The organism is Streptomyces sp. LX-29 (assembly GCF_029541745.1).
GTDB lineage: Bacteria > Actinomycetota > Actinomycetes > Streptomycetales > Streptomycetaceae > Streptomyces.
In genome coordinates this window covers 505,392-529,936 of record NZ_CP089746.1, presented here as the reverse complement: position 1 = coordinate 529,936, position 24,545 = coordinate 505,392, and the positions used below count along the sequence as shown (strand labels likewise).

General features: G+C 74.1%; 20 protein-coding genes. 13 read left to right on the top strand and 7 right to left on the bottom strand.

Annotated features, from left to right (window positions below):
- The first annotated feature begins 309 nt into the window (after positions 1 to 309).
- Positions 310 to 1,053, top strand: coding sequence for a DJ-1/PfpI family protein (locus tag LRS74_RS02420; RefSeq protein WP_277739396.1), 744 nt, complete (start codon positions 310 to 312; stop codon positions 1,051 to 1,053).
- A gap of 196 nt (positions 1,054 to 1,249) precedes the next feature.
- On the opposite strand, the gene LRS74_RS02415 is transcribed toward LRS74_RS02420, so the two are convergent.
- Positions 1,250 to 1,747 carry a MarR family transcriptional regulator gene (locus LRS74_RS02415; RefSeq protein WP_277739395.1) on the bottom strand — a complete coding sequence of 166 codons (498 nt, stop codon included), beginning with the start codon at positions 1,745 to 1,747 and terminating at the stop codon, positions 1,250 to 1,252.
- A gap of 47 nt (positions 1,748 to 1,794) precedes the next feature.
- Here LRS74_RS02415 and LRS74_RS02410 point away from each other — a divergent pair, with 47 nt between their 5' ends.
- Entirely contained in the window at positions 1,795 to 2,775 is a 981-nt protein-coding gene (locus LRS74_RS02410) for an EamA family transporter (RefSeq protein WP_277739394.1), read from the top strand.
- Positions 2,776 to 2,942: 167 nt separating this feature from the next.
- Positions 2,943 to 3,581 (top strand): NAD(P)H-binding protein, encoded by a 639-nt coding sequence (locus LRS74_RS02405; protein WP_277739393.1) that lies wholly within the window; start codon positions 2,943 to 2,945, stop codon positions 3,579 to 3,581.
- 84 nt (positions 3,582 to 3,665) lie between these two features.
- Here the strand turns inward: LRS74_RS02405 and LRS74_RS02400 are convergent, their stop codons facing one another.
- Entirely contained in the window at positions 3,666 to 4,016 is a 351-nt protein-coding gene (locus LRS74_RS02400; RefSeq protein ID WP_277739392.1) for a hypothetical protein, read from the bottom strand.
- Positions 4,017 to 4,166: 150 nt separating this feature from the next.
- Here LRS74_RS02400 and LRS74_RS02395 point away from each other — a divergent pair, with 150 nt between their 5' ends.
- The 10 genes from LRS74_RS02395 (at position 4,167) to LRS74_RS02350 (ending at position 17,265) form a co-directional block, all read left to right on the top strand.
- The gene (locus LRS74_RS02395; protein WP_277739391.1) at positions 4,167 to 5,450 is read left to right on the top strand and encodes an FAD-dependent oxidoreductase; all 1,284 of its coding nucleotides are present in this window, start codon (positions 4,167 to 4,169) and stop codon (positions 5,448 to 5,450) included.
- A 91-nt stretch (positions 5,451 to 5,541) separates the two neighbouring features.
- The gene (locus LRS74_RS02390) at positions 5,542 to 7,563 is read left to right on the top strand and encodes a M64 family metallopeptidase (protein ID WP_277739390.1); all 2,022 of its coding nucleotides are present in this window, start codon (positions 5,542 to 5,544) and stop codon (positions 7,561 to 7,563) included.
- Between the two features lie 168 nt (positions 7,564 to 7,731).
- Positions 7,732 to 12,006 carry a bifunctional nitrate reductase/sulfite reductase flavoprotein subunit alpha gene (locus LRS74_RS02385; RefSeq protein WP_277739389.1) on the top strand — a complete coding sequence of 1,425 codons (4,275 nt, stop codon included), beginning with the start codon at positions 7,732 to 7,734 and terminating at the stop codon, positions 12,004 to 12,006.
- Between the two features lie 67 nt (positions 12,007 to 12,073).
- Positions 12,074 to 12,835 (top strand): tyrosine-protein phosphatase, encoded by a 762-nt coding sequence (locus LRS74_RS02380; RefSeq protein ID WP_277739388.1) that lies wholly within the window; start codon positions 12,074 to 12,076, stop codon positions 12,833 to 12,835.
- 227 nt (positions 12,836 to 13,062) lie between these two features.
- A complete protein-coding gene (locus LRS74_RS02375; RefSeq protein ID WP_277739387.1) occupies positions 13,063 to 13,836 on the top strand; it encodes a helix-turn-helix transcriptional regulator in 774 nt (257 codons plus the stop codon).
- Positions 13,837 to 13,949: 113 nt separating this feature from the next.
- A complete protein-coding gene (locus LRS74_RS02370) occupies positions 13,950 to 14,459 on the top strand; it encodes a DUF664 domain-containing protein (RefSeq protein ID WP_277739386.1) in 510 nt (169 codons plus the stop codon).
- 97 nt (positions 14,460 to 14,556) lie between these two features.
- Positions 14,557 to 15,045 carry an NUDIX domain-containing protein gene (locus LRS74_RS02365; RefSeq protein WP_277739385.1) on the top strand — a complete coding sequence of 163 codons (489 nt, stop codon included), beginning with the start codon at positions 14,557 to 14,559 and terminating at the stop codon, positions 15,043 to 15,045.
- A gap of 44 nt (positions 15,046 to 15,089) precedes the next feature.
- A complete protein-coding gene (locus LRS74_RS02360; RefSeq protein WP_277739384.1) occupies positions 15,090 to 16,028 on the top strand; it encodes a pseudouridine synthase in 939 nt (312 codons plus the stop codon).
- Between the two features lie 198 nt (positions 16,029 to 16,226).
- The gene (locus LRS74_RS02355; protein WP_277739383.1) at positions 16,227 to 16,724 is read left to right on the top strand and encodes an SRPBCC family protein; all 498 of its coding nucleotides are present in this window, start codon (positions 16,227 to 16,229) and stop codon (positions 16,722 to 16,724) included.
- 37 nt (positions 16,725 to 16,761) lie between these two features.
- Positions 16,762 to 17,265 carry a protein-tyrosine phosphatase family protein gene (locus LRS74_RS02350; protein WP_277739382.1) on the top strand — a complete coding sequence of 168 codons (504 nt, stop codon included), beginning with the start codon at positions 16,762 to 16,764 and terminating at the stop codon, positions 17,263 to 17,265.
- A gap of 46 nt (positions 17,266 to 17,311) precedes the next feature.
- Here LRS74_RS02350 and thrS read toward each other — a convergent pair whose 3' ends face one another.
- From thrS to LRS74_RS02320, 5 genes are all read right to left on the bottom strand, one after another.
- On the bottom strand, positions 17,312 to 18,559 hold the full coding sequence (gene thrS / locus LRS74_RS02345) for a threonine--tRNA ligase (protein WP_347178190.1): 1,248 nt from the start codon (positions 18,557 to 18,559) through the stop codon (positions 17,312 to 17,314).
- A 244-nt stretch (positions 18,560 to 18,803) separates the two neighbouring features.
- The gene (locus tag LRS74_RS02340; RefSeq protein ID WP_277739380.1) at positions 18,804 to 19,466 is read right to left on the bottom strand and encodes an NAD(P)H-dependent oxidoreductase; all 663 of its coding nucleotides are present in this window, start codon (positions 19,464 to 19,466) and stop codon (positions 18,804 to 18,806) included.
- Between the two features lie 161 nt (positions 19,467 to 19,627).
- A complete protein-coding gene (locus LRS74_RS02335) occupies positions 19,628 to 20,965 on the bottom strand; it encodes a DUF418 domain-containing protein (protein ID WP_277739379.1) in 1,338 nt (445 codons plus the stop codon).
- Positions 20,966 to 21,539: 574 nt separating this feature from the next.
- Positions 21,540 to 23,015 carry a polyprenyl synthetase family protein gene (locus tag LRS74_RS02325; protein WP_277744562.1) on the bottom strand — a complete coding sequence of 492 codons (1,476 nt, stop codon included), beginning with the start codon at positions 23,013 to 23,015 and terminating at the stop codon, positions 21,540 to 21,542.
- Between the two features lie 167 nt (positions 23,016 to 23,182).
- Entirely contained in the window at positions 23,183 to 24,445 is a 1,263-nt protein-coding gene (locus LRS74_RS02320) for an alpha/beta hydrolase (RefSeq protein WP_277739378.1), read from the bottom strand.
- Positions 24,446 to 24,545: the final 100 nt, after the last annotated feature.

Sequence of the window (24,545 nt, the reverse complement as noted above, 5' to 3'; positions counted from 1 at the left end):
ACGTCTGTTCGGACGAACGGGCGGCGGGCCGTCGTTTCCGGGGCGGCGGGAGTGCGGGCGCACTCGCCCGCGTACGGGAGCGCGACCGACGCCCTCCGCACCTCCGCGCTCCCGCCGGGTGCGGGCGTTTCATGATCGCGATTGAGACGAACCTCCGTGCGACCCGCCGGTTTTCGGACATACCGGGGTGGGCGCCGCTCCGTCGGGGAACCGGCGTCCGGGGTGCGCCGACGATCACTCGAAGGGCTCTGTGGGCTCGCTCTGAGTCGACCCTTCGCACATTGGAATCTCTGAGGACGGAACGGGTTCATGGAACGTAGAGGCTTGCTCAGGACCGCGGCGGCTGGCGCGGGTGTGTTCGCGGTGGGATCAGCGGCGGGGACGGCGCGGGCCGCCGAGCCCGCCGCCGCGCCCGCCCGCGCGGTCAAGCGGGATGCGAGCAATCCGTTGCGGGTGCACATCGTGTTGTTCGAAGGGGTCGAGGAGCTGGACTACGTCGGCCCGTTGGAGGTCTTCGGCGGGGCCGCCAAGCTGGGGAAGCCGGTGCAGACCACCCTGGTGACCAGCTCCGGGCCCGGCCGGGTCAAGGGTCGGTTCGGCATGGAGGTGGTCGTGCCCGGCGCCTGGAACCCGGCCGAGGCCGATGTCCTGGTCGTGCCCGGCGGTGGCTTCGGCCAGCGGAACAGCACCGGGGTCTGGACCGAGATCGACAAGGGTGACCTCCCGCGCGCCCTGGCCGCCGCCGCCCGACCCGGGCTGACGTTCTTCGGCGTCTGCACCGGTGTGATCCTGCTCGAGGCCGCCGGACTCGTCGGCAAGCGGCCCAGCACCACCCACCACGCCGCCCAGGACTACCTGAAGGGGAAGGGCGCCGACGTCCGGCCGAACCGCGTCGTCGACGACGGCGATCTGGTGTGCACCGGCGGCGTGAGCTCCGGCATCGACGGCGCGCTGTGGCTGCTGGAGCGCGAGGTCGGCGCCGACGTCGCGGCCACCATGGAACGGATCATGGAGTTCGAGCGGCGGGGCACCGTCGCGCGGACGCGCGCGTAGCGCCTGCGCCCCCGCCCCGCGGCTCTCCTCCGAGCCGTGGGGTTCTCCGTGCCGCCGCGGCCGCGCGCGTGTGCCCCGGCCACGGCGTGTGCGTTCTCACCACATGCCTGTGCCCCGGCCATCCGAAGGGCGCGAGACCCGACCCTCAAGGGGCACGCGCACGGGGGCCCGGGCACAGGCTCATGGCCGGTTCGGTTCAGTCCCTTGTGTCGCCCAGCGACTCCAGCACGGTTCGGAGGGTGTCGGCGAGCGCGTCGCGCTCGCCCTTCGGGAGGGCGGCGAGCAGCCGGTTCTCGGTCTCGATGTGGTCCGGCAGGGCCCGGTCGATGAGGGCGCGGCCCTCGTCGGTGAGCGCGACATGGACGACCCGGCCGTCCGCGGCGCTCGGGGTGCGGCTCACCAGGCCGCGGGCCTGGAGGCGGTCGAGGCGCTGGGTGATGGCGCCCGAGGTCACCATGGACGAGCGCATCAGCTCCGCGGGGGTGAGGCGGTGCGGGGGCTCGCTGCGCCGCAGGGTGGCCAGGACGTCGAACGAGGCGGGGTCCAGGTCGTGCGCGGCGAACGTCTTGCGTAGCTCGGCGTCGATCAGCCGGGTGAGTCGTTTCAGGCGCCCCAGCACCGCCATCGGCGACACATCCAGGTCGGGGCGCTCTCTGCCCCACTGCTCCAACACATGGTCCACGTGGTCTGTCACATCGCTCACTCTAGCCAAATACCTTAGCGATGAGATACATTTCCTTAGTGCTAAGAAATCGATTCGGGATCATCCTCGTGACCGCGCTGGCGCCCATGATCTGGGGCACCACCTACCTCGTCACCACCGAACTCCTGCCTCCGGGACGCCCGCTGCTGGCCGCGGCCGTACGGGCGCTGCCGGCGGGTCTCGTGCTCGTGCTGGTCACCCGGCGACTGCCGCGCGGGGACTGGTGGTGGCGCGCGCTGGTGCTCGGCGCCCTCAACATCGGAGTCTTCTTCGCGCTGCTGTTCGTCGCCGCCTACCGGCTGCCCGGCGGGGTCGCGGCCACCATCGGCGCCATCCAGCCGCTGCTGGCGGCGGGGCTGGCCGCGGGCCTGCTCGGCGAGCGGATGTCCGCGCGGACGGCGATCGCGGGCATCGCGGGGGTGGCCGGGGTCAGTCTGCTCGTGCTCCGCGCCGACGCGCGGCTGGACGGCCTCGGCGTCGCGGCCGCCGTCGGCGGCGCGGTGGTGATGGCCACCGGCGTCGTGCTCAGCAAGCGGTGGCCGTCGCCCGCGCCGCTCCTGGCGACGACCGGATGGCAGCTCACCGCGGGCGGCCTGCTGCTGCTCCCCGTCACCCTGGTGGTGGAGGGCGCGCCGCCCTCCACGCTGACCGCGGGCAACCTGGCGGGCTACGCCTACCTCGCCGTCATCGGCTCCGCGCTCGCCTACGCCCTGTGGTTCCGCGGCATCCGAGAGCTGTCGCCCACCAACGTCACCTTCCTCGGCCTGCTCAGCCCGCTGGTCGCCACCGTCCTCGGCTGGCTCGCGCTCGACCAGCGACTCACCGTTCTCCAGGCCGTGGGCGGCCTGGTCATCCTCGGCGCCCTCGTCGCCGGGCAGCTCCGTGGCGGCGGGGCGCGGCGCCCGACCGCCGTGACACGGGCGCGGATCACCGCCGTGTCGGGGCGTGAGCCGGGCGCGTCGGCCGGGGGCGCCCCGGCCGCACCGGTCGAGCGCGAGCCGGCCTCGTCCGTCAACTGATCGGCGGCCCCGACCGCCAGCCCGGTCGACCCCCTCCCGGGCGATCCCGTTCGTCTCTTGCCATCCCTCATATTCCCCCGACTTCCCCCGACTTCCCCCGAATTCTTCCAACCAGTCCATTCCAGGCCGTCGATCCGGCCGACCCCGACCATGAGGAGCGAACAACCATGCGCATCACCGTCTTCGGAGCCGCCGGAAACGTGGGCGGCCGCGTGGTGACGGAGGCCCTGTCCCGCGGCCACCGGGTCACCGCCGTCACCCGTGACCCGGCCCGTCTTGATCGGCTGCACCCCGACGCCGAGGCCCGGACCGGCGACGCCGCCGACCCCGAGGACGTGGCCGTGCTGAGTGCCGGGCAGGACCTGGTGATCAGCGCGACCCGACCGGTGCCGGGCCGCGAGGGCGACCTGGTCACCACCGCCCGGGGACTGCTGGCCGGCCTGGCGAGAACCGGCGTCCGGCTGCTGCTCGTCGGCGGCGCCGGCAGCCTGATCGTGCCCGGCACCGGCGGCGACACCGTGGTCGACGCCCCCGACTTCCCCGCCTCCTGGCGCCCCATCGCCGACGCCTGCGAAGGCCAACTGGCGGTCTGCCGCGCCGAGACCGTGGTGGACTGGGCCTATCTGAGCCCGGCCGCGCTGCTGGAGCCCGGTGAGCGCACCGGGGCCTACCGGCTCGGCGGCGACGAACTGGTCGTCGACGCCGAGGGCCGGTCGGCGATCTCCATGGAGGACCTCGCGGTGGCGCTGCTCGACGAGGCCGAGCGGCCCGAGCACCACCGGACCCGGTTCACCGTCGGGTACTGAACCCCCACCGGCCGCCGACCGGCGCCCGCGGCCGCGCCCCGGCCAGGGTGGCAGCTCCTGGGTGGACCGATCCGGACAGCGCGCCTACTTGACGATGGAGAAGCTGTGCCACGCCCCCGCGCCCGGCGCGGGGTTGTCGCTCAGGGTCGTCGCCAGATAGGTGACGTCGGTGCCCTTGGGCTGTCGGCACCCGGGGTCCGTGAACAGCAGGATGTCCGCGGAGGTGTCGTTCTCCACCTTCAGGGCGCCGTCCGGGTGCAGGGCGTGACATCCGTCCGTCGTGGGATTGGTGATGGTCCCGTGGTGGTGCTTCGTCTGGTAGTTGATGGTGCCGATGGCGGCGTCGCCGGCGTCGGAGCAACCGGCGGCCGCGAACGTCAGGAACAGGGCCGCCACGACTGCGGCGCGGCCCCTGCGGCGCGGGGGAAGGATCATGCCTTTACGCTGCGCCGGGCCCCGTCCCCCGGCATCCGCTGTACCGCCAACCGGCGCAGCGCGGCGCCGCACACTTGACGTGGGGGTGTGTTTGCATGACAAGAGGACGGAAGGCGGGGGACGGGCCGCGGAGACGGAGGGACGGACTCCATGGAACACACCCGCTGCTGCGTCGTGGGCGGAGGCCCCGCCGGGATGGTCCTCGCGCTGCTGCTGGCCCGCGCCGGGGTGGAGGTCACCGTCCTGGAGAAGCACGGCGACTTCCTGCGGGACTTCCGGGGCGACACCGTGCACCCGTCGACCCTGGCCCTGCTCGACGACCTGGGTCTCGCCGAGCGCTTCGCCCGGCTGCCGCAGCGCCGGGTGACCACCGTGCAGCTGCCGATCGGCCCCGGCCGCGGGCTGCTCACCGTCGCCGACATGAGCACGCTCCCGGGGAAGTACCCGTACATCGCGATGGTCCCGCAGTGGGACCTGCTCGACCTGCTCGCGGACGAGGCCGGGCGGGAGCCCTCCTTCCGGCTGCGGATGAACACCGAGGCGACCGGCTTCCTGCGCGAGCGGGGCCGGGTCGCCGGCGTCCGCTACCGCACCGCCGACGGCACCACCGGCGAGCTGCGGGCGACGCTCACGGTGGCCTGCGACGGCCGCGGCTCGCTCGCGCGCGACCTGCCGGAGCTGCGGCTGCGGGCGTTCCCCTGCCCGATGGACGCCTGGTGGTTCCGGCTGCCCCGGCGCGAGGGCGACCCGCGGGGGCTGGTCGGCAACGTCGGCGACCGCTTCTTCACGGCCATGATCGACCGCGGCGACTACTGGCAGTGTGCCGCGCTGATCCCCAAGGGCACCGATCCGGATCGCCGCGCCGCCGGACTCGACCGGTTCCGGGCCCAGTTCGCGTCCGCCGCCCCCTGGGCGGCCGAGCGCACCGACCACCTCCGCTCCTGGGACGAGGTGCGGCTGCTCGACGTCCGCCTCGACCGGCTCGGCCGCTGGTACCGGCCCGGCCTGCTGTGCATCGGCGACGCCGCCCACGCGATGTCACCCGTCTTCGGCATCGGCATCAACCTCGCCGTCCAGGACGCCGTCGCCGCCGCCCGTCACCTCGTCGAGCCGCTGCGCACCGGCACCGTCCGGGTCGGCGACGTCCGCCGCGTCCAGCTCCGTCGCTGGCCCACCACGGCGGCCACCCAAGGGCTCCAGCGGTTCGCCCACGCCCGCCTCATCGAGCCGATCCTCGCCGGGCGCTCGCCGATGCAGGACCCGCGCATGCTCACCAAGCCGGACCGGCCGCCGCGGGCCGCCCGGATCCTGGGCGCGCTGCCCCTGCTGCGCCGCCTGCCCGCCTACTTCATCGCCTACGGAGCGCTGCGCGAGCGGCCGCCGGCCGCCTCCGTACGACCCACCGACGACACCCGCCGCGAACCGGCCAGCTGAGCAACACGCCTCCCTTTACGGCCCGTTGGTCCACCCCGTACGCTCCCGCCACCGCGACCACATGTCGTAGCGAGGGGGAGGGTGCACCACCATGGCGACTCCTGACCGACGCACCACCGGAAGGCGGCGCACCACGCTCCTGGCCGCGACGGGTGTGCTCCTGGCCGCCTGTGCGCTGGGCGCCGCCCCACCCACGGCGGGGAACCGCCCCGAGCCGCGGCCGGCGACCGCGACCGACGGCGCGACGGCGACCGACGGGGCCGCCGTGACCACCGCGAACGACAAGACCACCGCGAACGACAAGGCCACCGTGATCGACGGGGCCACCGTGGTGCCCGTGCAGCGGACCGGACCTGCGGACAAGCGCTTCAACCTGATCCTGCTCGGCGACGGCTACACGGCCGACGAGATACCCGACTTCCGGGCCGACGTCGACCGCCACCTCAACGTGCTGTGGAGCATCGAGCCGTTCGCCTCCTACCGCTCGTACGTCAACGTCTGGGCGGTGGAGCTGCCGTCCCGCGACTCGGGCGTGGACTGCGACCCCGGGCTGGACGCGCCACGCCGTGACACCCCGTTGAACATGGGCTTCTGGGGCGGCTGCGACGCCGACAGCGTGCGACGGCTGCTCACCGTGGACAGCGCCGCCGCCACCGCCCTGGCCGACCTGGTCCCCGGCACCTCCGGCGGCAACCGCCAGATCGTCGCGCTCGCCAACAGCCGGACCTACGGTGGCGCGGGCGGCACCCACGCCACCGCCTCCGGGGGCAACGCGCTCTCCTCGCTGATCACCCCGCACGAGATCGGCCACTCCCTCGGCAAGCTCCAGGACGAGTACGACTACTACGCGCGCGGTGTGCCCGGCGGGACGTACGCCGGCGGTGAGCCCTCCTCCGCCCACCACACGCTGCTCAGCGCGTCGGAGATGCGGGAGCAGCGCAGGAAGTGGTGGCGCTGGCTGGGCGAGGAGAGCGAGTCCGGCGGCCGCATCGGTCGCTACGAGGGCGGCCTGTACAGCACCAGGGGCGTCTGGCGGCCCAGCCGGCACTCCATGATGAAGACCCTCGGCTACGCCTTCGACCAGGTGGAACGCGAGATCATGACCCAGGCGCTGGCGGCCAGGGTCGACCTCGTCCAGGAGCACACCCCCAACGCCGCCCCGCTCGGCGCCGACCGGATCGCCTGGGTCGACGTGCTCCACCCGGTCGGCGGCGAACTCGACGTCGTCTGGCGCGTGGACGGCGACCGGGTCCCGGGCACCCGCAACGCCCGCGGCCTCGATCTGCGCACCCTGGACCTCGACCCGGGCCGGCACACCCTCACCGCCACCGTCACCGACCCCACCCCCTTCGTCCGCGACCCCGCCGTCCGCGGCTCGGCGGCGCTGACCCGCACCGTCCGGTGGACCGTCGACACCGCGGTCACCACCCGGCCCGTCACCACCGCACCCGCCTTCACCGGGCACACCGCCACCGACGCGCCCGTCGGCGCCTCCGGCGTCGTCCACGCGGACACCACGCACCCCGACCGGCGCGTCGTCCCGGTCCGCTGGAGCCTCGACGGTCGACCCGTCGCCAACCCGGGCAACGACCGCGACCTCGACCTGTCCACCCTGAAGCTCCGCCCCGGCGACCACACCCTCACCGCCCGCATCCCCGGCACCGACCACGCCCTCACCTGGACCGTCGACGCCACCCCGGCCCCCGCCCGGTATGAGCTGTCCGACCCGCTGCGCACGGTGCGCACACCGGGCCGACCGGTGGAGTACGTCTACGACGGGCCGTTCACCATGAAGCTCACCGCCCGCGACGATCACGCCGGAGCCGCCGTCATCGAGTTCCGGGTCGACGGGGACGGCTGGTACAGCTACTACGGCTGGCCGACCGACGCCGAGGCCCCGTTCCGGTTCACCCCCTCAGGCACCGAGATCGACGGCCTGGTCTACGGCAAGCTCGGCACCCCGCGCGTCGTCCCCTGGGACGACGCCACCCCGGAGTACGGGACGCACACCATCGAGTACCGCACCATCGACCCGGCCGGGAACATCGGCGCCCCGCGGGCCTTCCGCGTCACCCTCCTCCCGCCCCGTTCGGACCGGGACACCCGGCCCTGACCCGGCCGCCCCCGCCCTGACCTGCGACGCCCCGCCCTCACACCGCGCCTCCGGCCGCTGTGTGACCGGTGTAACCAGCCATGATCAGCGCGTGTGACACCGGTGTAACCGGCGGCTCGTACCGTCGGTGCGCAGGGTCGATCAGGCTGTTCACCAGGGAGGCGCGGGGTGCCCGGACAGGAGGCGGAGACCGGCGGGAGCGCGGTGCGGACGGTCTGCTCGTACTGCGGGGTGGGCTGCGGCATCGTGCTCGACGTCGCGGTCGGCGCGGACGGGCGGCGCAGGGTCCGCAGATCGTCGGGGGACCGGCAGCACCCCGCCAACTTCGGACGACTGTGCACCAAGGGAGCGACGACGGCCGAGCTGCTGGCCGCGCCGGGCCGACTGGAGTCCGCCCTGGCGCGGCCCCGTCGCGGCGCCGAGCCCGAGACCGTGGGCGTCGACGCGGCGATCGAGGAGACCGCCCGACGGTTCCGCGCGATCATCGACGAGCACGGCCCGGACGCGGTGGCGCTGTATGTGTCGGGACAGCTGAGCCTGGAGGCGCAGTACCTGGCGAACAAGCTCGCCAAGGGGTTCATCCGCACCAACCAGATCGAGTCCAACTCGCGGCTGTGCATGGCCAGCGCCGGCAGCGGCTACAAGCTGTCGCTCGGCGCCGACGGGCCGCCCGGCTCGTACCAGGACTTCGACCGGGCCGATGTCTTCCTGGTGATCGGCTCCAACATGGCCGACTGCCACCCGATCCTCTTCCTGCGGCTCATGGAGCGGGTGCGGGCCGGGGCGAAGCTGATCGTCGTCGACCCCCGGCGCACGGCCACCGCCGAGAAGGCCGACCTGTTCCTCCAGATCCGGCCGGGCACCGATCTGGCGCTGCTCAACGGACTGCTGCAGCTGCTGGTGGCGAACGGCGACACCGATCCCGACTTCATCGCGGAGCACACCGAGGGATGGGAGGCGATGCCGGAGTTCCTCGCCGACTACCCCCCGGCGACCGTCGCCGCGCTCACCGGCATACCGGAGGAGGACATCCGCCGGGCGGCGGAGTGGATCGGGGCCGCCGGCGAGTGGATGAGCTGCTGGACGATGGGGCTGAACCAGTCCACCCACGGCACCTGGAACACCAACGCGCTGGTCAACCTGCACCTGGCCACCGGAGCGATCTGCCGCCCCGGCAGCGGCCCCTTCTCGCTCACCGGCCAGCCCAACGCGATGGGCGGCCGCGAGATGGGCTACATGGGGCCGGGGCTGCCGGGCCAGCGGTCGGTGCTGGTGGCGGAGGACCGCGCCTTCGTCGAGGAGCTGTGGCAGCTGCCCGCGGGCACGCTCCGCGAGGACGGGGCGGGGCAGGGCACGGTGGAGATGTTCCGGCGCATGGCCGACGGCGACATCAAGGCGTGCTGGATCATCTGCACCAACCCCGTCGCCTCGGTCGCCAACCGCAGGACCGTGATCGAGGGGCTGGAGAAGGCGGAGTTCGTCGTCACCCAGGACGCCTTCGCCGAGACCGAGACCAACGCCTACGCCGACGTCGTGCTGCCCGCCGCGCTGTGGGCGGAGGCCGAGGGCGTCCTCATCAACAGCGAACGCAACCTGACCCTCGCCCAGCGGGCCGTGGACCCGCCCGGCGAGGCGCTGCCGGACTGGCTGATCATCGCCCGAGTGGCCCGCGCCATGGGGTACGAGACGGGGTTCGACCACGCCAGCGCCGAGGAGGTCTTCGAGGAGATCAAGCGCGCCTGGAACCCCACGACCGGCTACGACCTGCGCGGGGTGAGCTACGAGCGGCTGCGGACCACGCCCGTGCAGTGGCCCGCGGCGACCGCCGACGGCCCGGACCGCAACCCCGTCCGCTATGTGTCCGGGGACGGCGGGCCGGTCTTCCCCACCGCCAGCGGCCGCGCCGTCTTCTACGCTCGCCCGCACCTCCCCGCGGCCGAGATGCCCGACGACGACTTCCCCTTCGTGCTCAACACCGGGCGGCTCCAGCACCAGTGGCACACCCTCACCAAGACCGGCAGGGTCGCCAAGCTCAACCGGCTCGACCCGGGCCCCTTCGTGGAGCTCCACCCGCAGGACGCGCGCGACCTGGGCATCGCGGAGGGCGACGCGGTGGAGGTCGCCTCGCGGCGCGGGCGGGCGGTGCTGCCGGCGGTGGTGACCGACCGGGTGCGGCCGGGGTGCTGCTTCGCGCCGTTCCACTGGAACGACCTGTTCGGTGAGTACCGCTGCGTCAACGCGGTCACCAGCGACGCGGTGGATCCGATCTCCCTGCAGCCCGAACTGAAGGTCTGCGCGGTCGCGCTGAGCCGGGTCGCGGGGCCGCCGCCGACGGCGCCCGGGACGGCCCCCGAGTCCGAGACCGCGGCCGGGGCCCGTGGTGTGGCGGTGGTCTCGACCTCGAACGCCGCCTCGGAGGCGCTCTCCGGCGTGGTCTCGGACCCCACCTCCGGCGGGGGCCCGTCCCTCGACCCGGCCCCGGTCACCGCCGTCGCGGGGGCCCTCGGGCTGGAGACGGGACCCCCGCCGGTGCTCGCCGAACACGAGCGGCGCTATCTGACCGGCTTCCTGGCCGGGCTCGGCACCGGCGCGCCCGGCGTGCCCGTACTGCCGGCGGTGGCTCCGTTCACCCCCGAGCACACGCTGTGGGTGAACGGCGTGCTGGCCGGGCTGTACTCGCGCGCCGCACGGCCCGCCCCCGACCACCGGGCCGCCGACCCGGCCGAGCCGGCCGCGGGCCGCGAGGTGATCGTGCTGTGGGCCTCGCAGACCGGCAACGCCGAGGAGTTCGCGGTGGCGGCAGCCGACCGGCTCGCCGCCACCGGCCACCGGGCGAAGCTGCTCGGCATGGACGCCGCCGACCCCCACGCGCTGCCGACGGCCGCCGATCTGCTGGTGATCACCAGCACCTTCGGCGACGGGGACGCCCCCGACAACGGCTCCGACTTCTGGGACGCCCTGTCCGCCCCCGACACCCCACGGCTGGACAGTCTGCGCTACGCGGTGCTCGCGCTGGGCGACTCCTCCTACGACGACTTCTGCGGCCACGGCCGCCGCCTGGACCAGCGCCTGGGCGAGCTGGGGGCGGAGCGCCTGGCGCCGCGCACCGACTGCGAACCCGACTACGAGCCCTCCGCGCTGGCCTGGCTCGACCAGGTCCTGGCCGCGCTCACCGACGACGCCCCCGGAACGGGCACGGGTGTCGGAACCGGAACGGGCTCGGGCACCGCCCCCGGAACAGGCGCGGGCACCGGCCTCGGCAAGGACCCGGGCACCGCCCCCGGAACCGCCCTGGGCACCGGCCCGCGGACCGGCCTGGGCACCAAGCAGGCCCCGGTCATTGCCCGCCTCGCCGAGAACCGGCTGCTCAGCCGCCCCGGAGCAGGCAAGGAGGTGCGCCGCGTCTCCTTCGACACGCGCGACTGCGAGACGCCGCTGATCTACGAGGCGGGCGACGCGCTCGGCGTACGCCCCGTCAACTGTCCCGATCTGGTGGCCGAGTGGCTGGCCGTCACCGGACTGGACTCCGAGGCCGAGGTGGCGCTGGACGGCCTCGGCCATGTCCCCTTCCGTGAGGCCCTGCACCGGCACCTGGACATCACCGCGCTCACCCCCGCCCTGCTGCGCTTCCTCGCCGACCGCACCCACGACCGGGAGCTGCGCAAGCTGCTGCGCCCCGACAACAAGGGCGACCTGGCCCGGTGGTCCTGGGGCCGGCAGGCCGTGGACGCGGTCATCGAGCATCCGGTGCGCGCCACCGCCGGCGAGTGGACCGAGGTGCTCCGGCGGCTCCAGCCGCGGCTGTACTCCATATCGTCCAGCCCGCTCACCGCCCCGCACCGGGTGTCCCTGACGATCTCCGTCGTCCGGTACGAGAGCCCGCTCGGACACCCCCGCAAGGGGGTGTGCTCGCCCTTCCTCGCCGACGCCGCCCCCGACACCCCCGTGCCGGTCTTCGTGCAGCGCTCCGCGCACTTCCGGCCCCCGGCCGACCCGGCCACGCCCATGGTGATGGTGGGCCCCGGCACCGGGGTGGCCCCCTTCCTCGGCTTCCTTGACGAGCGCCGCGCCCGCGGCCACCACGCGCCCAACTGGCTCTTCTTCGGCGAGCAGCACCGGGCCACCGACTTCTCCTACGAGCGGGAGCTGACCGACTACCTCCACGAGGGCGTGCTCACCCGACTGGACACCGCCTTCTCCCGCGACCAGCGCGCCAAGGTCTACGTCCAGGACCGGATGCGTGAGCACGGACCCCTGCTGTGGTCCTGGCTCCAGGACGGCGCGCACTTCTACGTCTGCGGGGACGCCTCCCGCATGGCCAAGGACGTGGACCGGGCGCTCCGCGACATCGCCGTCGCCCACGGTGGGCTCGACGAGGAGGCGGCGACCCTGTACGTCAAACAACTGGCCGCGGACAAGCGGTATGTACGCGACGTGTACTGACGCAAGCCTTCCGGGCCGTGATCTTGGTTGCGGTGTCCTCGGCGATCCGGTCGTAGGGTGCCGCGGTGTGAACCGACACCTGAGCTTCGAGCGGCTGCACAACTTCCGTGACCTGGGCGGCTATCGCACCGCCGACGGCCAAGCGGTCCGCTGGGGCCGACTGTACCGGTCCGACTCGCTGAGCAAGCTGGGCGGCGCGGACTGGGAACGCTTCCTGGCACTCGATATCCGCACCGTCATCGACCTGCGCTACCCGTGGGAGATCGAGGCGAAGGGCCGGGTGCCCGAGCACCCCGGCCTCGTCTACCACAACCTCAGCATCGAGCACCGGCCCTACGACCAGGCGGCCCTGGGCCCGGACGTGGACGCCGGCCCCTTCCTCGCCGAGAAGTTCGGCGAGGTCGCCCACGACGGCGTCGAGGAGCTGCGGCAGGCCCTGGAGGTGATCGCCGCCGCCGAGGACGGCCCGGTGGTGTTCCACTGCGCCAGCGGCAAGGACCGCACCGGCCTGCTCGCCGCCCTCGTGCTCGCCCTGCTGGGCGTGGACGAGGACACCATCGTGGAGGACTTCACGCTCACCGAGCGCGCCACCGAACGCCTCGTCGCCGACTGGAAGGCCGCCCACCCCGGCCGGGAGCCGCGCTGGCCCGACTACGGGCGGGCGCCGGCCGCGGTGATGCGGATCTTCCTCGCCGATCTGGCGGAACGTCATGGATCGATACGCGGCTACGCCGCCGACCTGCTGGGCGTCGATGAGGCGCTGGTCGCCGCGCTCCGCGCCGTGCTGCTCGAAAACGCCCCGGTCACGTCGCCGGAGGAGCGGCCGTGACGGGGGCTCGCGGGGGCGCGACCGCCCGGTGGGCGCACCCCGGCGCATAGGAACACCTTCCCATTGGCGGTGGTCGGTCACCGACCGGATCATGGAAGGGACGGCAGGGGCGTCGACGCGGGTCACGGGGGTACCCGCGACCGGCGCCCCCGCCGACGGGCGCCCGACGACGGCCGAAACCCGTCGTTGTTCCGGCACGGCCCGCGTCGCTTTGGCACGCTGCACCCATGGCTCAGCTTCTGATCCGGGATTACGAGCGCATGCTCGACATCGTCGCCGCCGTGCTCCAACACGACGACCCCGACTCGGCGTGGAAACTGATCGCGGAGCGGCTGCACGAGACCCTCGACTGCGACAACCTGGTGATCCTCTCCGGGATCCGGGTCGACGAGCGGACCGGACACGCCGACGGATGGGCGCCCGTGTCCCTCGGCGAGACGCTCGCCGACGTCGTCCAGCGGCGCGTGCGCCAGAAACACCCCCTGGTGCCCTACCTCGCCGCCGGAGAGCACGGCCCGGTGGCCGTGACCCAGCTCTGCGACTCCTGGCGCGACTCCGTGTGGTGCAGCCAGGCGCGGGCCGACTGCGGGTCGACGTACCAGATGGGACTGCCCCTGCCCGATGCCGCGGCGCGCGGGGCGGGCATCGTGGTCTTCGGCAGCCAGCGGGACTTCGGCGAGCGTGAACTGGCGTTCGCGGCACGCATCCAGCCACTGCTGCTCGGGGTCCACAGACAGCTGCGGGAGCTGCGCCGGCTGCGCGGGTCCGCGCCGCGGGGGCCGGAATCGGCCCCTTCTCCCGAGGACTTCGGACTCACCCCGCGCGAGCTCACCGTGCTCGGGCTGCTCGCGGAGGGGCTCACCACCCGCGCCATCGGGCGCCGTCTCACGATCTCCCCGCACACGGTCAACCGTCATCTGGAGAAGGTGTACCGGAAGTTCGGCACCAACAACCGGGTCTCCACCGTGTCCGTGGCGAAGCGGGCGGGACTCGTGGCCTGAACGGCCGCGGGCGTCGCGCGGAACCGGAGCCCCACGGCGGCCGCACGACGTTCCCCCGTGAGCGGCGGCGTCGCTCCCGCGAGACCGGCGCGAGGGGCCCTACCATCGTGGCGATGAACAGTGCGGATCTTCTGGTCGACGCCTTCACCCGCGTGCGGGAGACGGTCCACGAGGCCGTCGAGGGGCTCACGGCCGACGAGCTGGCCACGCGCCTGGACGGCAGGTCCAACACGATCGGCTGGCTGGTGTGGCACCTGACGCGCATTCAGGACGATCACATCGCCGATGTCGCGGAGCGCGAGCAGATCTGGACCGGCGAGGGCTGGTACGACCGGCTCGCGCTGCCCTTCGCCGCGGAGGACACCGGATACGGGCACCGGGCCCGGGACGTGGCCGCCGTCCGGGTGGACTCGCCCGATCTCCTCCTCGGCTACTACGACGCCGTCCACGAGGGCACGGTCGACTATGTGCGCGGCCTGGACGACGACGCCCTCGACCGGGTCGTGGACGAGGCGTGGACGCCGCCGGTGACCCTGGGCGTCCGGCTGGTCAGCGTCATCTCCGACGACCTCCAGCACGCCGGCCAGGCGGCGTACGTCCGCGGCCTGGTGCGGCGCGGGTGACGCCCCGGGCCGCTCCGCGGCAGCCGCCCGGACACCCGGCGGTGAAGGAACGTGGCGCCGCCCGCGTCGGGCGGCGTCGGCTGCTTGACTTGGTCGGGTGACGGCGAAGCGAAGCGCCGGGATCCTGCTGTTCCGCCGGCGGGGTCCGGAGGGCGATGACGTCGAGGTGCTCCTCGGACACATGGGCGGACCCCTGTGGGCGGCTCGGGACGAGCGGGCCTGGTCGGTCCCCAAGGGGGAGTACGACTCGACGGAGGAGAGCGCCGAGGAGGCCGCGCGTCGGGAGTTCGAGGAGGAGATCGGGCTGCCGCCCCCGGTGGGCCGTTACCTCCCGCTCGGTGAGGTCCGGCAGCGGAACGGGAAGATCGTCACGGCCTGGGCGGTGCAGGGAGACCTCGACCCGGAGCTGATGGTGCCCGGCACCTTCACCATGGAGTGGCCGCGGAGCTCGGGCCGGATCCAGGAGTTCCCCGAGCTGGACCGGGTCCGCTGGTGGGGCCTCGACCAGGCCCGGGACAAGGTCGTGGCCGCGCAGGTGACCTTCCTGGACCGGCTGACGGAGCTGCTCGGGGCGGCCCGCGGCTGAGCGCGGAGGCGGCCGGCCCGCCGCGCGCCGTAGGGTGGCGTTCTGTGAGACGCAGGCCCAAGATTCCCCCGGCGCCGCTGCCGCAGCGGCACGGGATCGACCCGGTCCGGCTGCGGCTGCCCGCCGACGGCTCCTGGACCACGATCCGTGACCACCTGGTCGACCGACTCCCCGCCCTGGGCCGGGAGCGGATCGACGCGCTGCTGCGCGACGGCGGAATCGTCGGCACCGAGGGGCCCGTGGCCCCCGACGCGCCCTTCGCTCCGGGCGCCTTCCTGTGGTTCTACCGGCCGCTCGCCGCGGAGGTGCCGGTCCCGTACGAGCTGGAGATCCTGCACCGGGACGAGGCCATCGTCGTCGTGGACAAGCCGCACTTCCTGTCCACCACCCCGCGGGGCAGCCATGTCACCGAGACCGCCCTGGTGCGGCTCCGCCGCGACCTTCGGCTGCCCGAGCTCAGCCCCGCGCACCGGCTGGACCGGCTGACCGCCGGCGTGGTGATGTTCGTGATCCGCCCCGAGCACCGGTCCGCCTACCAGTCGCTCTTCCAGGACCGCGGGGTGCGCAAGGAGTACGAGGCGATCGCGCCGTACCGCCCGGGGCTCGCCCTGCCGCGCACCGTGCGCAGCCGCATCCACAAGGAGCGCGGAGTGATCGCCGCGCAGGAGGTCCCCGGACCGCCCAACAGCGAGAGCCGGATCGAGCTGATCGAGCACCGCGCCGGCCTCGGCCGCTACCGGCTCCGTCCGATCACCGGCCGCACCCACCAGCTGCGCCTGCACATGAGCGCCCTGGGCACGCCCATCCTCGGCGATCCGGTCTACCCGGTGGTCACCGATCCGGCCCCGGACGACTTCAGCGCCCCGCTCCAGCTGCTGGCCACCACGTTGGAGTTCACCGACCCGGTCACCGGCGAGCCGCGCCGTTTCACCAGCGGGCGCACACTGGCGGCCTGGCCCGCCCCGGGGCTCCCCGAGGACTGAGCCGCGCCGGTCCACCGGGGGCCGGTGGACGTATCCGAGCGCGCCGCCCGGCGCGGCACGAGACAGCGCACGGCGGCACGAGTAGACAGGACCTCGACCCGTGCCCGTCGACGGCGGCGCCGACCACCGGATCGACCGCCGCGGTCGCGCCCGGGGCGTACCCCGGGCGATCCGCGCCACGTCCTGGAGGACAGCACCATGAGCAGCAGGTCGGAGTTCGTGTATGTGACGGTCATCCGCGCCACCCCGGAGCGGCTGTGGCAGGCCCTCACCGACCCCGCCGTCATCCGCCGCTACTTCGAGGGCACCGGCCCGGAGTCCGACTGGCGACCGGGGTCGCCCGTGCGGTGGAAGATCAACCCGAACGGGGAGTTCCACGACTGGGGGCAGAAGGTCCTGGAGGCCGAGCCCCAGCGCCGGCTCTGCTACACCTGGCACACCTACGAGCCCGAGATCGCCGAGATGTTCGGCTGGAGCGACGAGAGACTCGCCGAGCTGCGCAAGGAGCGGATCTCCAAGGTCGCCTTCGAGCTGGAGCCGCTGGGGAACGCCGCCGTCAAGCTGACCGTCGTCCACGACGACTTCGAGCCCGACAGCGAGATGCTCAAGGGCGTCAGCGAGGGCTGGCCCGTGATCCTCTCCAACCTCAAGACACTCCTGGAGACCGGAGAGACCCTTCCGCTCTCGGCGGAATGAGCCCTACGGAGCGTCATGGTGGGGTGAGTCTTGGCCCATGAACGCCACCTGGGAGACCACGGCCACGGGCGTGCTGGCGCTGCCCTCCGGCCGTCTCATACGCGGCCGGGGGCTGCGGAAGCCGCTGCCCGCCGGCCCGACGCCCGACTTCGCCCTCTATCTGCTGGGCAAGGAGCCACCCGCCGTCGCGTGGGAGAGCCGATGGCTCCGCTGGCCCGACTTCCGGCTGCCCGCCGACCGCGCGGAGGCGGTCGACGCCCTGCGCGAGCTCTGGGAGCGCGCCGGGACCGAGCGCGTCGAGGTCGCCTGCGGCGGCGGTGTCGGACGCACCGGCACCGCCCTGGCCTGTCTCGCCGTGCTCGACGGCGTCCCCCGGGAGGAGGCGGTCGCCTATGTGCGACAGCACTACGACCGGCGTGCCGTGGAGACACCCTGGCAGCGCCGCTACGTGACCCGCTTCGCCCAGCCCGCCCCCACCCACGCCGACCGGCCCGGCGACCGCGGTCCAGGTCCAGCTCCAGGTCCAGGTCCAGGGCGATGACGAGGGTCGGGAGAGACCTCGTGGCCCGCCCGTGGCAGCACGCCCGCTACGCCGGGGCGTCGACGTCCCACAGCGCGGTCTCGTAGCCGTCGACCATGGCCTGGATGCGGGCCGACGCCTCGTCCGCCGGCAGCGGGTCCAGTCGCCGGCCGTCCCGCAGCCGCAGCGCGACCCTGTCGTCCGCGACCTCCCTGGCGCCGATCACCGCCTGGTACGGCACGAGCCGGGCGGCGCGGACGCGGGCGCCCAGGCTGCCCTGCTCCGGCCCCGCCAGCTCCGCGCGCAGCCCCCGGTCGAGGCAGCGCCGCACCAGGTCGGTGGCGGCCGGCAGCTCGGCCTCCGAGACGGGCAGGGCCACCAGTTGGGTCGGGGCGAGCCAGGCGGGGAAGGCGCCACCGTGGTGCTCGACGAGGTGGGCGACGGCCCGCTCCACGCTCCCGATGACGCTGCGGTGGACCATGACGGGCCGGTGTCGGCCGCCGTCCGGGCCGATGTAGCGCAGATCGAACCGGCGGGGCTGGTGGAAGTCGACCTGGACGGTGGAGAGGGTGGACTCACGTCCCGCCCCGTCGGCGATCTGCACATCGATCTTGGGACCGTAGAACGCCGCCTCGCCCTCGACGGCCTCGTACGCCAGGCCGGACGCGTCCAGCACGTCGGCGAGCACCGCCGCGGCCCGCCGCCACATCGCCGGGTCGGCCACGTACTTCCCGCCCGCGCCGGGGAGGGAGAGCCGATAGCGCGCCGGCCGGATGCCCAGGGCCCGGTAGGCGCCGCCGATCAGTTCCAGCGCCGCCCGCGCCTCGTCGGCGACCTGCTCCTCGGTGCAGAAGATGTGTGCGTCGTTGAGCTGGATCGCCCGGACCCGGGTCAGCCCGCCGAGCACCCCGGAGAGCTCGGAGCGGTACATGCCGCCCAACTCCGCCATCCGCAGCGGCAGCTCGCGGTAGCTGTGCGCGCGGGAGCGGTAGATCAGCGCATGGTGGGGGCACAGGCTCGGCCGCAGCACGAACCGCTCCCCACCCAGCTCCATCGGGGGGAACATGTCCTCGCTGTAGTGGGACCAGTGCCCGGAGATCTCGTAGAGCTCGCGCTTGGCCAGCACCGGCGAGGCGACGTGCCGGTACCCCGCGCGGCGCTCGGCGCCGCGGATGAACTCCTCCAGGGCGTGCCGCACGGTCGCGCCGTCGGGCAGCCAGTACGGCAGCCCCGCGCCCATCAGCGGGTCGGTGTCGAACAGGCCCAGCTCACGGCCGAGTTTGCGGTGGTCGTACACGGTGGTCTCCTCGCGGATCGTCGGGCGAGTGACCACACGGCGAAGCCCCGGGGCACTCGCCCCGGGGCTTCGACTTCGGACAACGGTCAGCGCGCCGGGACACTCTCCGGCGTCGTCGTCAGGTCGGCGCGCTTGATCATGCGGCGACCGTAGCAGTCCCGGCTCCGGCCGGGCGACCGGTTATCCGGCACACCGCAGGCGGCCGCCGCCACCCGTCCTCCACCCGCCACCCGTCCTCCACCCGCCACCCGTCCTCCGCCCGTCACCCGTCCTCCGCCCGCTGGGTGACCGGAGCCTCGGTACGGTCGCCGAGGAACTCGTACCACCGGCGCTGGAGACACACATAGCGCGCGTCGGCCTCGACCAGGCTGAGAAACCCGGAGACGGTCTCGGCCAGCCGCTCCTGCAGCCCCTCGTCGGCCAGCCGGCCGTCCTCGGTGAAGCCCTGGTGCGCCTTGGCCAGGCTGAACATGTCCGGGTACACACGGGTGCCGAGGTGCTCCAGCGGCACCCGCAGCGCCCACAGCCCGCGGTTGCCGCCGACCATGGACGGGGACGCGGAGACGAGCAGCGCGTGCTTGCTCTTGAAGGGTTGCGGACGGACCCGCGAGACCCAGTCGATGGCGTTCTTCAACACACCGGGCACCGAGGCGTTGTACTCCGGCGAGGAGATCACGAAGGCGTTGCACGCCTCCAGTCGGTCGCGCAGCGCGAGCGCGCCCTGCGGCAGTCCCCGGGCCTCCTCCACGTCCCCGTCGTAGGCCGGCATCTCGAAGTCGCGCATGGTGGCGAGGTCGACGGTGGCCCCGGCCGCGGTCACCAGACGGGCCACCAGCGAGGCGAGTCTGGCGTTGGTGGAGTCGGCGCGCAGCGCGCCGCCGAAGACCAGCACCCGCAGCGGTCCGGGCGGGGCGTCCGTGGTCATGGCTACGTCCTTCCGGGGTCTGTCCTACCGGATGTCTCCCTCGCGGGCCGGTCCCGCCGGCACCGGGCGGCGCCCGCCGGGCGGGGCGGCCCGCGACCAGTCTGCCCCGGCCCGGCGGCCACCGTGCCGCGCGACATGCGTCGAGGTCCCGTTCGGCGTCCTCAGTTCCCGCGCCGCCCTCGGCCCCCGTACACCAGTCGCCGCAGCACCGCCTCCACCGGTCCGCGCCGCCCCGCGCGCTCCAGCGCGTACGCCCCGAACACGGTGATCAGCCAGACGCCCGTGGCGAACAGCGCCATCGTGGCGCTGGTCAGGTGCTCACCGAGGCCGAGCCCCCAGGCGGCGAGCAGCGGGGCGAAGATCAGCGAATGGGCGAGATAGCAGGAGAGCGAGCGCTTGCCGACCGCCGCGATCGCGGTGACGGCCACCTCGCCCCGGCGGGCGGCGCCCGAGCTGCCCCCGCGTGCGACCGCCGCGGCCGCGCCGCCCCGCCCCGGCCGCGGCGGCCGGGTGGTCCACCAGTGGACGAACAGCGCGATGGCGGCGACATAGCCGATGCCGGCGGCGTTGCCGGTGAGGTCGCGAAGGACCGTCAGCGCCCCCTCCTCGCTCTGTGCGTCGTCCGGCACGTCGAGCGCCCCCACATGGGCGAGCGCGGCGGGCAGCGCCCCGAGCCAGCCGACGGCTATGCCGATGAGCGCGGTGCGGCGCAGCAGCGGCAGATGCCGACCGGGCCGCTCCAGAATCCGGCGACGGGCCGCCCAGAAGCCGAGCAGGAAGACCAGCGTCCCGCCGCCGATCAGCGAAAGGGGCGCGCCGACGAAGGTGATGAACAGTCCGGTGGACAGCCGGGTGCCGGCCGCGGCGAGCCAGCTCTCCTGCTGCGCCCCGTACGCGGTGAAGCCCGGCTCCGCGCCGGCGTCGCCGACCTCGCCCAGCGCCGCCCAGTCGCCCCGGAGCATGACCGAGACCACCGGCTCCGCCGTGATGAGCAGCAGTTGCGCGACCGCGATCCCGATCCACCAGCGCAGCGCCCGCTCGCCGCGGCGGAGGAAGAGCCAGCCGAGGACGAGGCTCAACACTCCGTAGTAGCCGACGATGTCACCGCCCATCAGGAGCGCGGCGTGGGTCAGCCCGATGACGATCAGCCACAGGCTGCGGCGCCGCAACAGGGCGACCGCGTCCCGCTCGGAGGCGCCCGCGGCGGTCTGCCGCAGATACAGCTGTGTCATCCCGTAGCCGAAGAGGAAGGCGAAGAGCGGATAGACCCGCAGGTCCAGCACGGTGATCATGGTGAACTGGACCGCGTGGTCGACCCGGGAGCCGTCCACGGGATGCCAGCCGGAGGGCCCGCGGCGGGCGGCCCAGAGATGGAACGCGGTGTTGGAGAGGACGATGAGCAGCAGCATGATCCCGCGCGCGAGGTCGGGCGCGAGCGCCCGCTCCTCGGACCGCGCGGCCCCGCGCCGCAGGGGCGCCCGTTCGGTGTCGGCCGTCATGCCCCCACGCTAGGAAGGCGGGCGGGGCCGGGTCGTCCGTCTTCCGGCTGCCCGTGACCGACCAAAGGATGCGTCCCGAGGCGGGTACGTCGACCCGTGGCGACGCGCGCGGCGACGGGCGAAGGCGTTGCGGCGACCCCCGGACGCGCCGCGCCGACGAGGGCGGGCTCACGCGGATGGCGACCCACGCCGCGCTGTCCGCTGCGCGGCATCGGCACCCGGTGGGCGCCCCGGAGCCGGCCGTGCTCGCGCGCCCTCGCCGGCGTCCTCGGCCGCACCCGTGCCCTGTTGCTGTTCGAACTCGCCGCCCCCCCCGCGTCCACCACCGAACTCGTACGACCGGGGGGAGGCGCTGGTGAGCGAGGGCTGACGATCCGTCGGTCGGCACGGAGGCCACCGCGCTCGGCGCGCCCGTTCACCTCGGTCCGTACGGGGGTTCAAGCGCGCTCGGCAGGCCCGTTCGTCTCGGGCGGCGCGGGGGTTCGAACGCGCTCGGCGCGCCCGTTCACCTCGGGCGGCGCGGAAGCTTCCCCGCGGGGAGGGCACGCGAGCTCGCCGCGGGCGGCGCGGGAGTTCACCCCGCGCGCGGCCGGCGCACCGTGGCGTCGGCGAGGTGCCGCAGCCGCCGGGCCGCCGCGGTGGCGGGCAGTTCCTCCGCCACCGCCGCCCATGCCTCCTCCACCAGCCCCGCCGCCCGCTGCTCGCACCGGTCGAGCGCCCCGCACGCCTCGATGGTCCGCGCGATCCGCCGCACGGCGCGGGCGTCCGGACCGCCCCGCAGCCGCTCCCACAGGGCCGCGGCCTCGGGCCCGGGCAGGCGGGTGACGGCATAGGCGAGCGGGAAGGTCACCTTGGCGTTGTGCAGATCCTCGGCGACCCGCTTGGTCTCGCCCTCCTCGTTCGCCACCCCGCGCAGATCGGCCACGTCGTCGGTGATCTGGTAGGCCATGCCGACCGCCTCGCCCAGCGCCCCGAGCGCCGCTCGCTGTCCGGCCGTCGCCCCGCCCACCACGGCAGCCGTCTCGAACAGGGCGCGCACCGGAGCCCCGGACTTCAGCCGGTGGGTGAGCGCCAGCATCCGCAGCAGCGGTCGGACGTCGCCGCGCTCCACGGCGAGGTCCATCTCCTCGTGATGCCCCTGGAGGTCCAGCGCCTGCCCGGCGTGCGCGGCCCGCAGGGCGGTCAGGTAGATCTCGTACACCGCGGTGCGCAGCCGCGGGTCGGGCGGCAGTGTGCGCCGGATGGCGCGGTCCAGACAGAAGTACGCGGCCGTGCCGGCGGTGATGGTGGCCGCCGTGCCGTAGACCGTGTGGGCGGTCCGTCGACCGCGCCGGAGCGGGGCGCGGTCCTGGATGTCGTCGATCATGAGCGAGCCGGTGTGCAGCAGCTCGCACGCCGCCAGCAGCGTGCCGAACCGCACCCCGTCGCCGCCCAGCGCCTCGATCACCGCCGTCATCAGCCGCGGCCGCCACCGCCGGCCCCCGGAGTCCAGCAGATGGCGTACGGGCGCGACCAGCGCGGCATGGATCCGCCGGTCCAGCGAGCCGTTCGGCGAGACGTCCGGCTCGGGGTCGCCCGCCGAACCGTCCGCGCCGGGGGCGGTGTCCGTCCCGCGCCCGCCGGGGCGGGGCTCCGGGTCGTACGTCCCGCCGACGGCCGCGTCCTCCGGCGGCCCGCCCTCCGGCAGCTCGGCCTCCGTGAACGCGGCCTCTGTGAACGCGGCCTTCGCCAGCCCGGACGCCGCCAGCAACTCCGAGGTGAGCTCCGCCCCGGGCGCGGCGGGATAGAGCGCGTCGATGTCCCGCTCCCAGCCGTCCGCCGCCCCACCCGACGACCACCAGGCGGCTCGCTCCCCGATGTCCTCTTCCCGAGCGGTGGGCTCCGTGGCACCGGACGGGGCGACGACGGACGGGGCGGTGATGTCGGACGGGGCGGTGAGAGGTACCGGGTCGGCACCGGTCGGGGCGGCTCCGGACGAGTCGCCACCAGTCGGGTCGGCACCGGTCGGCGGTGTGGCCCGTTCCGGCCGTCGAGCGCATCCTGTCCACATCACCGCGCGCTCCGTCCCGCCGTACCCGCGCCATGTCCGCCAACGCCAAATGTGACGCACCGGTCCGCCCGAACCGGCGGACCGGGCCGCGGCACCACCCGGATGGCGACACGAGCCGACCCGAACGGCCACCGGAGTCGGCCGCGGGTCTCCCGGGCTCCGGCCGGTCAGCGCGCCGGCGGCAGGTGTCGGGCGAAGAACCCGCGCACCTGGTTCCGCACTGTGGGTACGGCCCGTGCGGGGGCGATAGCACCGATCATGCTTCTCCGCTCCTCGGCGGTCATCAGCCCGGCGGCCTGCAACCGGGGCACCATGGCCGCGTAGTCGGTGAACACCCAGTGCGTCGCGTCGTCGATGCGCCGCAGCCGGGTGTGCCCGCCCGGGTGCGCGAGCATGGCGGACCAGGAGCGATCGAACCGCTCGTCGCGGAATCCGTCGGTGCCCAGCAGCAGGAGCGGGCGGTCCACCCCGTTACGGGCCACCGGGAACAGCTCGCCCGGTTGCCCGGGAGCCTCCGCGGGGTGGTCGAGATAGCCCTCCAGATCGACCGCGGCGCCGATGCGGGGATCGTCGTACAGCGCCTGGGCGGCGGTGGTGCCGCCCGCCGAGTGGCCGTAGACGCCCACCCGTCGGAGGTCCAGCGCGCGGGGGAGCCCCTGGGGCAGCGGCCGCCCCTCGGCATCGGGGTTGCGTCCTGCCGCCAGGTCGGCGAGCCGGTCCAGCACGAACGCGGTGTCCGCGAGCCGGGTGTCGACCATCGTGCGGAACTGCGCGGGGGTGGGCGGGCCGAACAGCACGGTGGCGCGGACCTTGGCGCGCTCCGTCGTCGCCGCCGGGAACTCCACCTCGCTCGAGTCCCCGGGGTGGTCCATCGTCACCACCACGTGGCCGTGGCTCGCCAACTCCTCGGCGAGCGTGGTGCCGACGGTACGGGGATCGCCGCCGCCGGGGCTGTACAGCAGCACCGGCCGCCGCACGGGTCGCGCCGGGGCGTTCTCGTACGCGTGGGTGAGCGTGGCCGCCCAGTCGACGCCCGCGTCCGGGAGCGGCGGGCGCGCGTGGACGTCGATCTGTCCGAACAACACCGCGGCCTCGGGCGTCAGCTGGGGCGCCCGCCGGCGCCCCCGGACGGTCCGCGCCGGGTAGAAGACCGACACCATCAGCTCCCGCACGGTGATCCGGTCGTCCCACGGATCGGTTCGGGAGCCGTCGACCAGGTGCAGGCTGGTGACGCCGACCCGGTGCGGCCCGGTCGGCGCGGGAAGCCGTAGGACGAGGCCGCCGTGCGGGGCGGGTCCGGGGTCGCCCGCGGAGGACCGGGCCCAGGCGGTGCCGCCACCCGTGAGCAGGGTCGCGGCGGCCAGTGCGGCAGACTTGGCGACGGTGCGCCGTCCCATCGGGGCCGCACCGGAGGTGAGGGAAGGAGTCATGGGCCGAATGCTGGCGTCCGCCGGGAGCGGGGACGAGGGTTCAGGCCCTGCCCGAAACGATGGCGCGGCGGTGCCGAGGAGAGTAGGGGGTCGGGGGAGA